We start from the raw sequence: 12,571 nt of genomic DNA, 5'->3' as shown, positions 1-12,571 counted from the left end.
TTGCCCTTACAGATTTCGATGCTTTTGCGCGTCCTGACGGATTTGCTCTACAAATCCGTGTAATCCGAGTAATCAGTGCCTAATCCATGCATAAGGCTAAGTACCTCATCCTTCGTTTGGACGGATGTCTTCTATCTGAAGTTGAACTTGGTTTTTCTTAAAAATATTCTCTTCTATGGTGAAGGCTATATCGAAACTTCGCTTACTCTTGATGTAGCGGGCAGCTGCACTCTGACCGAAAGCGATGCCGTTTAAGACCGTGCTCGATTTTGAGTCTACCAGTTCCAACTTGATGTGCTCCTGTTCTCTGCCCACCACCTTGCTGGTGCCATAATCATATACCCGGTTGGTGCAGAAAATAGGTTTCTGGTTACATGGACCGAAAGGAGAGAAGCGCTTCAAGTCGGCCTGCAGATGCTTGGTAATGTCTTTAAAGTCAATTTCAGCATCTATGTTGAGCATCGGTTCTGTCTGTTGAGGCGAAATATGCTCTTCTACATAATGCTGGAACCTGTCTCTGAACTCTCTAACCTTATCCCACTTCAAGGTAAGTCCGGCAGCATAGGTATGACCACCGAAATTGAGCAGGAGGTCGCGGCAACTCTTGATGGCTGAGTAGATGTCAAATCCCGTTACGCTACGTGCTGAACCTGTAGCCATATCACCATCCCGGGTCAGAACAATGGTAGGGCGGAAGTAGATTTCGGTGAGTCGGGAAGCAACAATGCCAATGACTCCCTTTTTCCAGCCTTCATCATAGAGCACGATGCTGGAGTTGTGTTTCATGCTTTCCAGACGCGATACGATGCCGTTGGCTTCTTCAGTCATCTGCTTGTCTATGTCTTTGCGCTGCTCATTGTACTCATTGATGTGTCTGGCCATGCGCAGGGCTGAGGAATAGTCTCTTTCTACCAGCAGATCTACGCTCAGCTTGCCGTTCTCCATTCTGCCTGAAGCATTGATGCGGGGACCAATCTTGAACACAATATCGCTCATAGAGAGCTCGCGTCCGTTCAGTCCGCAGATGTCGATGATGGATTTCAGACCGATACTTGGATTGGTATTCAGCAACTTAAGACCATGGAAGGCGAGTATTCTGTTCTCATCTACCACCGGCACAATGTCGGCAGCAATACTCACGGCGCAGAAGTCGAGCAGAGGAATGAGCCTGGAGAATGGAATGTTGTTGTTCTTGGCAAAAGCCTGCATAAACTTGAATCCTACACCGCATCCGCAGAGATGCTTGAATGGGAATGGATCGTCAGGACGCTTCGGATTGAGTATGGCCACAGCAGGTGGCATCACATCGTCAGGAACGTGATGGTCGCAGATGATGAAGTCTATTCCCAGACTCTTGGCATATTCTATCTCCTGAATAGCCTTGATTCCGCAGTCTAGAATAATAATCAGTTTTACACCAGTCTGATGAGCAAAATCAATTCCTTTCTTACTCACTCCGTAACCTTCGTCGTAGCGGTCGGGAATGTAGTAGTCGATGTTTGAATAGAATTGCTGCAAGAATTTGTACACCAGGGCAACGGCGGTGCATCCGTCTACGTCATAGTCTCCGTAAACAAGGATACGTTCCTTTCTACCCATAGCATCGTTCAGGCGGTCTACGGCAATATCCATGTCTTTCATCAGGAATGGATTGATGAGATCTGAGAGTTGTGGACGGAAGAACCGTTTGGCTGCAGACTCTGTCGTAATCTCGCGCTTGATGAGCAAATGGGCAAGAACTGGGCTCATATTTAGCTTGGCGCCTAATTCTTCAGCTGCTTTTTGCTGTTCAGGTGTTGGTGATTCGTAATTCCATTTAAAATGCATTTTAATTATTTTTTATTTCTGCCCCCAAAGTTACGAAAATAAAATGACAAAAGGAAATGTTTAGGGAGGAATTTTACTAAATTACCTAGAAATAAGTAAAAATAAGACTTGTTGGCAACCCAAAATAAGTAAATAAGAGATTTTCTTGGCAACAAAAAAGGCAGCAAACTCATCGGTTTGCTGCCCCTTGAATATTTTTGTTTAGGAGAATGTCCATAGAAAACCTATAGACTGTTAACTATAAACTTTTAACTATTAAAACTCTCCTAGATTCCGAGCTTCTTGCGGATGTCCTTAGGAAGGGCGTTCTTGTTAACCATGAAGTCCATAGTCTTGTAAGCTACGAAAGCTTTGGTCATGTACCAGGTTCCCTTGTAGTCACCATACTCGCCCCAAGAGTTCTTAACCATGTAGTACTCCTTGCCGTTCTGATCCTTAGCGATACCGTAGATGTGCATACCGTGGTCGTCAGTTGTCTCCCAATTGTCGAATGCTTCCTGACGCATAGCCTGGGTAGGAACAATCTCAGGAGCATTTACGCCGAGAGAATCAAACTTCTCCTTCTTCTCGTCCTTAGAGAGCTTGAACCAATGGTCAGCATCTGTACCGGCCATAGAGCGAACCTTCTTTACGTCGTAAGCGATGCCGAGACCCTTGCGAGTGAAACCATCTTCTGTTACGTCACCGCCCCAAGCTACTGTGTAACCGTTGTTTACTGCGTTGTCGATGATCTTGCAGATGTCTTCCATAGGAACGTTGTAACTCAAAGGCCAGCGCCAGTTATCCTGTACCTCAACAGCAAACTTGCTCCACATTGGGTGGTGGGTGTAGCTGGTAATGGTTACATAATCATCAAGATTCAAACCGAGGCTTTGGCAGAAGCTCTGTGGAGTATACTGCTTGCCCTCGTATGTAAACTTCTCAGGAGCCTTACCGATGTAAGAGTCGATGATGCCCTGAAGACCGCTCTTCCAGGCTGGAGAAAGCTTCTTAGCTGTGCTCTTTGCTACTGCCTCTACGTATGGAGTCATTACATTGAAGAACTCACCGAAGTTAGCCAAAGAGTCACCTGTCAATGAACCTGGTGCAGGCATGGCAGACTCAGGTACAATACCATAGTGCTGCAAAGCATAGAGTACATCGTAGGCGCTACCACCCTCAGAGAAGCTCACGTCGCCGTGCATTCTTACAGCCACTGTGGCGCGGTCCATATAAGTCTTGTTGGCTACGAACATTTCGCTGAGGTCGTAGGTCTTGCCTGTCTTCTTCAAGATTTCGCTCTCGAAGTAGCTGAGGGTAGAGTAAGCCCAGCACGTACCACTGCGATTCTGGTCCTTGATGCTAGTGATAGGATTCTGCTTTACTACAGTAAATACAGGTTTGTTCTTTGCTACTTCTGCAGAGTCTGCAGCTTTCTTCGCATTTGCTCCTGTGGCTACCAAAGCCATCAAGGCTGCAACAATCATAGTTTTCTTCATGAATTCTTTTCTCTTTATATTAATGTTCTTGTTATATCTTCTCTCTGATTCCTTTTTCTGAAATGATTTCTCTTTCAGGAATTTTATTCCTTGTTGGCTGCCATGAACTCCTCAACATCTTTTGGATGATAAGGTATGCGGTCTTTGCCCAGGAATCTGCAACCATCTTTGGTGATGAGTACATCGTCCTCAATTCGGATACCACCGAAATCTTTATAGGTCTCAATCTTGTCGAAGTTGAGGAATTCTGCACAGTGACCGGATGCCTTCCAGTCGTCGATGAGGGCAGGGATGAAGTAAACTCCCGGCTCGTCGGTTACCACGAAACCTTCCTGCAGACGGCGACCCATACGCAGGCAGTTGGTACCGAATTGCTCCAGATTAGGGCGTACCTCTTCGTCGAAACCAACGTTAATCTGGTCGAGGTTCTCCATGTCGTGAACATCCATTCCCATCATGTGGCCCAAACCATGAGGCAGGAACATGGCGTGTGCTCCAGCCTTTACAGCCTCTTCTGTATCACCCTTTGCAAGTCCGAGCTCCTTCATGCGGTCGAAGAGCAGGCGGCAAACAGAGAAGTGTACGTCAGCCCATTTTACGCCTGGCTTGGCTACATCCAGTGCATGGTCGTGGCATTCTTCTACAATAGAGTAGATTTCCAACTGGCGCTGGCTGAACTTTCCGCTCACCGGCATGGTGCGGGTGTTGTCTGAACAGTAGTTGTTCATAGTTTCTGCACCTGCATCACAGAGTGCCAGTCTGCCTTCTTCCAGTACATTCATAGATGGATAACCATGCTGAATTTCACCGTGCTGACTGAAGATGGTTGGGAAACTGACCATGGCTCCGTAAGAGTGGGCAATGCCGCTTACCTGACCTGCAACATATTTTTCTGTCACACCCGGACGTACGAGCTTCATCGCTGTGGTATGCATCTTGTATCCGATGACAGCAGCACGCTCCAATTCCTCGATTTCTTCCTGGGTCTTAGTTGAACGCATCTTCACAACAGCCTTGATGAGGTCCATGCTGGCCTCTTCTTTCTGCTGGTTAGGATGGATGCCCAGAAGGTCGAATATCTGCAGTTTGATGTCGTAGCGGTAAGGTGGCAGGAAATGAATCTTGCGCTTCTTCGACATGGCGTCGTTGCAGATAGTCTTGAGCGTTTTCATAGGTGCTGAGTTGTGAACGCCTACCTGCGCTGCAAGATCGTGAACACTGTCAACGCTTCCGTACCATACGATGTCTACGAGGTCGATGTCGTCGCCAATCAGGGTTTCAATATCGTTGTCTATATCTATCACACCTACCAGACCGTCGCGCTGCAATCCGAAATAATAGAGAAATGTCGAGTCCTGACGGAAAGGGTAATATCCGTTATTAGGGAAATTACATGGTGAGTTGTTGTTTCCGAAAAGTATAATTACGCCGCTTTTCACAAGCTTCTTCAACTCCTGTCTGCGGCTGATGTAAGTCTCTTTGCTGAACATATTTTTAGTATTTTACATTATTTTGCTTGCAAAGTTAGCAATTATTTCCCAAAAAATACGTATCTTTGCAAGCAAAATTGAATAAAACGCGTAAATTTATAAATAATTAATATAAAAACGGCTTTTTTGCTAGACAAAATGTAAGAAAATTGTCTATACTGAGAGCAAAATATAATTATTTTCAGAATTTTAAAAGCAGAGAGTGTGTTATGAAATTGAATTTGAAAACAACAGGTTTGGTTCTTGAGGGAGGAGGCATGCGAGGGGTCTTCACCAGTGGGGTACTGGATGCCTTCATGAAGCATGATGTTCATTTCCCTTATACGGTGGCTGTATCGGCTGGGGCATGTAATGGCATGTCGTATATGAGCCGCCAGCCTCGGCGTGCCCGTATCTCTAACATCGATTATCTGGCCCGATACCAGTATATCGGTATTCGCCATCTGGTGACTCAGGGGTGTATCTTCGACCGCAAATTGCTCTACGATAAGTTTCCGAACCAGCTCTTACCTTTCGATTTTGATACCTATTTTAAGTATGCCGATGGTTTCGAGATGGTTACTACCAATTGTCTTACGGGCAAGGCTATGTATCTTTCCGAGAATCATGACAGGCAGCGTGCACTGGATGTTGTGCGTGCTTCTAGCAGTTTGCCATTTGTGAGCAAGATAGTGGAAGTGGATGGCATTCCGATGTTGGATGGTGGTATTGCGGACAGTATTCCGGTACAGCACGCCATTGACATGGGGTGGCAACACAATGTGGTTGTCCTGACTCGCAACAAAGGATGGCGTGATATGGGCAAAGACCATAAGATACCTTATTTATATAAGAACTATCCTCGCCTGCGTGTGGCTCTGAGTCACCGTCATCGGGCTTATAACGAACAGATCCAGCTTGTAGATGATCTGGAGGCTGCGGGTAAGATTACCTGTATCCGTCCAATCCGTCCGTTGGAAGTTGGCAGAATAGAGAAGGATACCGATAAACTGGAACGCCTCTACGAAGAAGGTTTCATGCTGGGTGAGGCTTTCTGCGAAAAATGCGTAGAAAAAGAATAATATTAATAAGGTGTAGTTGATAAATAAGGTGTAGAGTTTTAGTATATGGCTTGAGAATGAGTAGAACGGTGATTTTTTAGGAACGGATTACACCGTGCCTAAAAATCACCGTTCTGGGTATGATAGTAATCAGCAATGATTTCTTCTTATTTCAGTAGGTCAGGGCGCAGGCGCTTGGTTCTTTCCATGGCCTGGTCGAATTCCCACTGGCGAATCTTGGCTTCGTTGCCACTGAGCAGAATCTCCGGAACCTTCCATCCCTTGTAGTCGGCAGGACGGGTGTAGATAGGGGCGGCAAGAATGTCGTCCTGGAAACAGTCGGAAAGTGCGCTCTGTTCGTCGCTGATAACACCCGGAACCAGTCGGATGACGGCATCTGAGATGATGGCTGCAGCAAGTTCGCCACCCGTCAGCACATAATCACCTACACTGATTTCTCGGGTAATGAGATGGTCGCGCACACGCTGGTCAATACCCTTGTAGTGACCGCAGAGGATGATGAGGTTACCCTGCATCGACATTTCGTTGGCTATCTTCTGGTTGAAAGTTTCACCATCTGGCGAAACGTAAATCACGTCATCATACTCGCGCTCTGCCTTCAGTGCAGCAATGCAGCGGTCTATTGGTTCACATTGCATCACCATGCCGGCACTTCCGCCGTATGGATAGTCGTCCACACGCTTCCATTTATCTAATGTGTAGTCACGCAGATTGTGCAGATGAATCTCCGCTAGACCCTTCTTCTGCGCACGTGCCAGAATGGACTCATTGAAGAATCCCTCCAGCATCTCTGGTAATACTGTAATAATGTCTATTCTCATAACATCTGCAAAAATAATAAATAATGCGGAGAGTACCAAAAATTTTTGCTTTTTCTTTCATTTTAACTCCTCTTTTCTTCACTTTCCTTTCTTTTTTTCTCTGTTTTCCTGCCTTTCCGTAGCCATTCTTGTCTTTTCATATCATAATCCTATTTTTCCGGAAAAAGAGAGTGATTAACGTATAAATATGCAACAAAATTATCAAAAAATAGAAAAATCATATCAAAATGATAAATTTTCGATAAAACATGCTACTATTTGTAGAAAAAGTTGTATTTTTGCAAACAGAATTGCTCGAAAGAGTGTATAATTAATTAAAATTGTGAACAAGATGATATTGGACATTGAAATGCTGAGAAGCTTTTACGCTTCGTATTCGGAAAGTGTAGCCCAGGCTAAGGCTACGGTGAAACGACCTCTTACTTATGCCGAGAAGGTGCTCTTTGCACATCTTTTCGACCCAACACAGTTGCGATCATATAAAAGAGGTGTGGAATATGTTGACTTCCGACCTAATCGCGTGGCGATGCAGGATGCGACTGCGCAAATGGCACTCTTGCAGTTCATGAATGCGGGTAAGGACAAGGTGGCCGTACCTGCTTCCGTACATTGTGATCACTTGATTCGTGCCGATGTGGGCGCAACACAAGATCTTCCTGAGGCTTGCAAAACCAATAAGGAGGTTTACGACTTCCTGAAGTCTGTTTCTCAGAAATACCATATCGGATTCTGGGGACCTGGTGCCGGAATCATCCATCAGGTAGTGCTCGAAAACTATGCATTCCCTGGAGGTATGATGGTGGGTACCGATTCTCATACTCCTAATGCCGGCGGTCTCGGCATGGTGGCAGTAGGTGTAGGTGGTGCTGATGCCGTAGATGTGTTGACCGGTCAGCCTTGGGAACTCAAGATGCCACGTCTCATTGGTGTGCATCTCACAGGTAAACTCTCTGGCTGGGCCACTCCTAAGGATGTGATTCTCGAAATCCTCGGCATCCTTACCGTAAAGGGCGGAACCAATGCCATCCTCGAATACTTCGGCGAGGGATTGGACAGCATCTCTACCACCGGCAAGGCTACCATCTGTAACATGGGAGCCGAATTGGGTGCCACATGCTCTATCTTCCCATTCGACCAGAATGCCAGCGAGTATCTCCGCAAGACAGGCCGTGAAGAAATTGCATCTCTCGCACAGATGAATGCAGCCGAACTCCGTGCTGATGATGAGGTGTTGGCAGATCCGTCTGCTTTCTACGACCAGATTGTTGAAATCGACCTTTCTAAGGTTGAACCTCATCTTAACGGTCCGTTCACTCCAGATGCAGCCACACCAATCTCTCACATGAAGGCAAAAGGTCCTGCCAACGATTATCCGATGGTAGTAGAAGTAGGATTGGTAGGTAGCTGTACCAACTCTTCTTATCAGGACTTGGCCCGTGCTGCCAGCATTGCCCGTCAGGCTTATGAGAAAGGTATTGAGGTGAAAGGACAGCTTATCATCAACCCGGGTTCAGAGCAGATTCGCTATACAGCCGAGCGTGATGGCATCCTTGATGATTTCAAGAAGATTGGAGCCCTCATCATGACCAATGCTTGCGGTCCTTGCATCGGACAGTGGAAGCGTCATACCGACGATAATACGCGCAAGAATGCCATCGTTACCTCTTTCAACCGAAACTTCCGCCGCCGTGCTGATGGTAACCCTAATACGTTTGCTTTCATCGGCAGTCCAGAGCTCACCGTGGCTCTCACCATTGCGGGCCGTCTCGACTTCAATCCGGCTACAGATACCTTGCTGGATAAGGATGGCAACAGCGTGATGCTCGATGCGCCTACAGGTTTCACCTTCCCACCTAAGGGTTTTGCCGTAGAGGATAAGGGATTCATTGCCCCAAGCGAAGAAAATGCCAATGTAGAGGTAGTCATTTCGCCTGACAGCAACCGACTCCAGAAACTTGCTCCGTTTGCTCCATGGGATGGAAAAGACCTGACAGATATGCCGCTTCTTATCAAAACCGAGGGCAAATGTACCACCGACCACATCTCTATGGCGGGTCCTTGGCTGAAGTTCCGTGGACATTTGCAGAACATCTCCGACAACCTTTTAATGGGTGCCGTTAATGCCTTTAACGGTGAGAGCAATAAGGTGAAGAACCAGTTGGATGGTGCTTATGTCGAGGTTTCTACCGCTGCCAAGGCTTACAAGGCAAAAGGCATCTGCAGCATCGTGGTGGCAGAGGATAACTATGGTGAAGGTTCTTCCCGTGAGCATGCTGCTATGGAGCCTCGTTTCCTCAACGTGAAGGTGATTCTCGCCAAGAGTTTCGCCCGCATCCACGAAACCAACTTGAAAAAACAGGGTATGCTTGCCCTCACATTCTGTAACAAGGATGATTATAATAAGGTGCAGGAGGACGACCGCATCTCTTTGACAGGTTTGAAGGAGTTTGCTCCAGGTTCTAAACTCACCGTCACCCTGAAGCACAAGGATGGTTCTGAGGATAATTTCGAGGTTGAGCATACTTATAATGATACACAGATTGCATGGTTTAAGGCTGGTTCTGCATTGAACTTTGCTGCAAAGAAATAATAGTTGTAGCCATGCAGCTAAAAAAGTAACAGTTATGAATAAAGAATATTTAATATATAAATTAAGCGATGAGGTAAAAAACTCATGCAAGATTGATAAGGATGCATTCAAGAAGTTCAATGTGAAGCGTGGACTTCGTAATGAGGATGGCTCTGGTGTGTTGGTCGGACTGACCAATATCGGTAATGTAGTGGGTTATGAGCGCGATGCAGAAGGTAAGTTGACTCCTACAGAAGGTAAACTTTATTATCGTGGTTATGAACTTGATGACCTGGTAACTCCTCTCTTGAAGGAGAAGCGCTTCGGATTCGAGGAAGTAGCCTTCCTGCTGCTCTCGGGCCAGTTGCCTGATAAGGAGGAATTGGATGCTTTCAAGGAACTTTTGAACGATAATATGCCGCTTGATCATCGTACGATCACCCATATCATCGAGCTGGAAGGCAGCAACATCATGAACATCCTGGCCCGTTGTGTGCTCGAAATGTACACCTTCGATCCGAATCCGGATGACATCAGCCGTGACAATCTGATGCGCCAGAGTATTGAGTTGATTGCCAAGTTCCCAACCATCATTGCTTATGCATACAATATCTACCGTCACTCTGTTCAGGGTAGAAGTCTACATATTCGTCATCCTCGTGAGAATCTCTCTATTGCAGAGAACTTTCTTTATATGATGAAGCATGAAAACTATTCCGAACTGGATGCCCGTATGCTCGACCTTCTCCTGATTATCCAGGCAGAACATGGTGGTGGTAACAACTCAACCTTTACAGTACGTGTAACATCTTCTACCCGTACAGATACTTACAGTTCTATTGCTGCTGGTATCGGTAGTTTAAAGGGTCCTTTGCATGGTGGTGCCAATATCAAGGTTATCAATATGTTCCACCACTTGAAAGAAGCTATCAAGGATTGGGGTAATGTAACTGAACTTGATACTTACCTTAAGCGAATGCTCAACAAGGAGGCTTATGACAAGACAGGTCTCATTTATGGTATCGGTCATGCGGTCTATACTTTGAGTGACCCACGTGCCGTTGAACTGAAGCGCCTGGCAGGTGAACTTGCCAAGGAAAAGGGTAGAGAAGACGAGTATAATTTCCTGAAGCTGATAGAGCAGGAAGGTATCAAATGTCTGCAGGAACACCGTGGAGGCAGCAAGCCAGCGTGTGCGAATCTTGATTTCTACAGTGGCTTTATCTATGAAATGATTGGTTTGCCACAGGAAATCTATACACCTATTTTCGCCATGGCACGTATCGTGGGTTGGACAGCCCATCGTATTGAAGAACTCAATTTCGAAGGCCGTCGTATTATCCGTCCTGCATATAAGAATATTCTTGGCGAACTGGAGTATAAGCTACTTAATGAGAGATAAAATTCCTCTTTGTTATTATACAAGAAAGGCAATGCCCGTCGTTGGGTGTTGCCTTTTCCTGTCTATATACAAGCAGGCTATTGTCAAGTGATGCAGTGAAGGGCAAGTTTTTGTTTTGACCATTAGAATTAATATACGTTAAATATTCAAAGTAGTATGTTGTAATTTTGGAGAAATGAATAATTATTCTTATCTTTGTAGCCGAAAAGTATAAAGAAAAGTATAAGTATTGAAGTTTTAACCGTCTAGTTTTAAGACAAAACAGTAAATGGATTGCATGGAAAAAGAATTTGAAGATTACTGGAATAAGCACCAGAAAAGATTAATCTTGAATGCTCCAAAAGCACTACGCGATGAATATATCGAATCAACCAAGCTTGACAGCCCGATAGATTGGGTCTGTTTTATCCTGCCTGTGGTTTTGGGCATTGGCCTCCAGCCAATTTTGGATATTCAGAGTGAGATTCTCTCTTGGGCAGTAGTATTGCTTATTGTGGTAGTTTGTTTTGCTGTGATGCAGCTGGTTAAGCCTATGTTGCAGAAAAAGAAATCTACCATACAAGTGGTCAAGAGCATTAAAGCTTTTTATTATGAAGTATACAAGAAAAATGGTTTAAAGAAATTAGAGCCTTGGAATTAGATTCCAAGGCTTTTTTGTTTATTGAAACCATTATATAATCATGAAATCACTCATCACATCATCCGATATGTAAAGACCTTCCCGAGTGAGGGAGAGCCTGCCGTTCTTTATTTTCATCAGCCCCCGGCTGATATGCGACTGGGCTTCCTGGAGCAGTCTGTCTGCCAGTTCTTTTCCGAATTCCTGCTCCATCTTCATGAGGTTTATTCCGTCGCTTGTTCGCAAGGCGGTTGTTATCAGATCGTTGTATCGGGTGGAAATATCTAGCTGTTCACTCTCAGAAGGCAGAATGCCATCGCCGATGCTTCGAATATAAGTCTGGATATTTTCGATATTCCAGCTGCGCTGCTTCCTATTGTAGGAGTGGGCGGCTGCTCCTATTCCGATATATGGTACCTCGTGCCAGTAGCTGCTGTTGTGACGTGAACGGAAGCCCGGATGGGCAAAATTGCTGATTTCATAATGTTCGTAGCCTGCTCCAGTAAGCTGGTCTATCAGGGTTTCATACATCTTGCGACTGGTTTCTTCATCTATTTCGCTAATCTTTCCCTGTTTCAGCATATGGTAGAGGGGCGTTCCCTCTTCGTACATCAGACTGTAGGCAGATATGTGTTCCACATCCAGCTGTATGGCGTGCCTGATATCGCTCATCCATTGGGAAAGAGATTCTTCAGGGAATCCGAACATCAGGTCGATACTGATATTGCGGATGCCGATGTTACGGAGTAGGGTGACGGCTTCTTCTACCTCTCCGGCATTATGACGGCGATGCAGAAAGCGTAAACGCTCGTTACAGAAGGTCTGTGCCCCCATGCTGATGCGGTTGATGGGGAGTTGCTTCAGCGTTTCACAGAAATCGCCGGTTACATCGTCTGGATTGCATTCCATCGTGATCTCCATATTCTCTGCCAGCGTATAGTTTTTTCTGATAGCAGAGAAAATCTGGTTGAGTTGGGAGCCGTTGAGCTGACTCGGGGTTCCACCGCCCAGATAGATGGTTTCGATAGTTTCATTGCTTCCGAGAGCGGCTTTTGCCGGGCGCATCTGCATCTCCCGGCAGAGAGCATCAGTGTAATCATCCCTTAACTTGAGGGAGGTGGTACTGTAAAAACCGCAGTAGATGCACCGGCTTTCACAAAAGGGGATATGTATGTATAGTCCTGCCATATTTCTGAACTTCTTTTTCTATATATAATAAGGTGTAAAGACAAAAACATGTCTAAACAAAGTGCAAAAGTACTAATATGTTTTAAAAAACAGAAGTTTTTTGCCCAAAACTTTTG

General features: G+C 45.6%; 9 protein-coding genes. 4 read left to right on the top strand and 5 right to left on the bottom strand.

What is annotated here, in order from left to right:
• Positions 1-105 precede the first annotated feature (105 nt).
• From recJ to KUA48_RS04035, 3 genes are all read right to left on the bottom strand, one after another.
• Entirely contained in the window at positions 106-1,827 is a 1,722-nt protein-coding gene (gene recJ, locus KUA48_RS04045; protein WP_006847382.1) for a single-stranded-DNA-specific exonuclease RecJ, read from the bottom strand.
• A gap of 266 nt (positions 1,828-2,093) precedes the next feature.
• Complete coding sequence (locus KUA48_RS04040; RefSeq protein WP_022121917.1) at positions 2,094-3,305, bottom strand: aminopeptidase C; 1,212 nt, start codon at positions 3,303-3,305, stop codon at positions 2,094-2,096.
• Positions 3,306-3,388: 83 nt separating this feature from the next.
• Positions 3,389-4,795, bottom strand: a complete 1,407-nt coding sequence (locus KUA48_RS04035) for an aminopeptidase P family protein (protein WP_006847385.1) — start codon at positions 4,793-4,795, stop codon at positions 3,389-3,391.
• A 209-nt stretch (positions 4,796-5,004) separates the two neighbouring features.
• Here KUA48_RS04035 and KUA48_RS04030 point away from each other — a divergent pair, with 209 nt between their 5' ends.
• Entirely contained in the window at positions 5,005-5,856 is an 852-nt protein-coding gene (locus KUA48_RS04030; RefSeq protein WP_153073197.1) for a patatin family protein, read from the top strand.
• A 146-nt stretch (positions 5,857-6,002) separates the two neighbouring features.
• Here the strand turns inward: KUA48_RS04030 and trmD are convergent, their stop codons facing one another.
• The gene (gene trmD, locus KUA48_RS04025) at positions 6,003-6,677 is read right to left on the bottom strand and encodes a tRNA (guanosine(37)-N1)-methyltransferase TrmD (RefSeq protein WP_006847387.1); all 675 of its coding nucleotides are present in this window, start codon (positions 6,675-6,677) and stop codon (positions 6,003-6,005) included.
• 331 nt (positions 6,678-7,008) lie between these two features.
• Between trmD and KUA48_RS04020 the strand changes: the two genes are divergently transcribed.
• From KUA48_RS04020 to KUA48_RS04010, 3 genes are all read left to right on the top strand, one after another.
• Positions 7,009-9,267, top strand: coding sequence for an aconitate hydratase (locus KUA48_RS04020; protein WP_153079217.1), 2,259 nt, complete (start codon positions 7,009-7,011; stop codon positions 9,265-9,267).
• 34 nt (positions 9,268-9,301) lie between these two features.
• Positions 9,302-10,648: a citrate/2-methylcitrate synthase gene (locus KUA48_RS04015; RefSeq protein ID WP_118254844.1), complete on the top strand. Its 1,347-nt coding sequence runs from the start codon at positions 9,302-9,304 to the stop codon at positions 10,646-10,648.
• Between the two features lie 277 nt (positions 10,649-10,925).
• Entirely contained in the window at positions 10,926-11,288 is a 363-nt protein-coding gene (locus KUA48_RS04010) for a hypothetical protein (protein ID WP_217756138.1), read from the top strand.
• A gap of 30 nt (positions 11,289-11,318) precedes the next feature.
• Here KUA48_RS04010 and hemW read toward each other — a convergent pair whose 3' ends face one another.
• Complete coding sequence (gene hemW / locus KUA48_RS04005; protein ID WP_217756140.1) at positions 11,319-12,455, bottom strand: radical SAM family heme chaperone HemW; 1,137 nt, start codon at positions 12,453-12,455, stop codon at positions 11,319-11,321.
• Between the last annotated feature and the right edge of the window lie 116 nt (positions 12,456-12,571).

Origin of the sequence: Segatella copri (assembly GCF_019249795.2) — a bacterium.
GTDB classification, from domain to species: Bacteria; Bacteroidota; Bacteroidia; order Bacteroidales; family Bacteroidaceae; genus Prevotella; species Prevotella copri_B.
This window is presented reverse-complemented; position numbering and strand designations above follow the sequence as displayed.

What these genes read in the sequence shown, in the direction of transcription:
- KUA48_RS04040 (WP_022121917.1), bottom strand. Translation starts at nt 3,305, where the DNA reads ATGAAGAAAACTATGATTGTTGCAGCCTTGATGGCTTTGGTAGCCACA.
- KUA48_RS04015 (WP_118254844.1), top strand. Translation starts at nt 9,302, where the DNA reads ATGAATAAAGAATATTTAATATATAAATTAAGCGATGAGGTAAAAAAC.
- KUA48_RS04035 (WP_006847385.1), bottom strand. Translation starts at nt 4,795, where the DNA reads ATGTTCAGCAAAGAGACTTACATCAGCCGCAGACAGGAGTTGAAGAAG.
- KUA48_RS04030 (WP_153073197.1), top strand. Translation starts at nt 5,005, where the DNA reads ATGAAATTGAATTTGAAAACAACAGGTTTGGTTCTTGAGGGAGGAGGC.
- KUA48_RS04020 (WP_153079217.1), top strand. Translation starts at nt 7,009, where the DNA reads ATGATATTGGACATTGAAATGCTGAGAAGCTTTTACGCTTCGTATTCG.
- hemW (WP_217756140.1), bottom strand. Translation starts at nt 12,455, where the DNA reads ATGGCAGGACTATACATACATATCCCCTTTTGTGAAAGCCGGTGCATC.
- recJ (WP_006847382.1), bottom strand. Translation starts at nt 1,827, where the DNA reads ATGCATTTTAAATGGAATTACGAATCACCAACACCTGAACAGCAAAAA.
- trmD (WP_006847387.1), bottom strand. Translation starts at nt 6,677, where the DNA reads ATGAGAATAGACATTATTACAGTATTACCAGAGATGCTGGAGGGATTC.
- KUA48_RS04010 (WP_217756138.1), top strand. Translation starts at nt 10,926, where the DNA reads ATGGAAAAAGAATTTGAAGATTACTGGAATAAGCACCAGAAAAGATTA.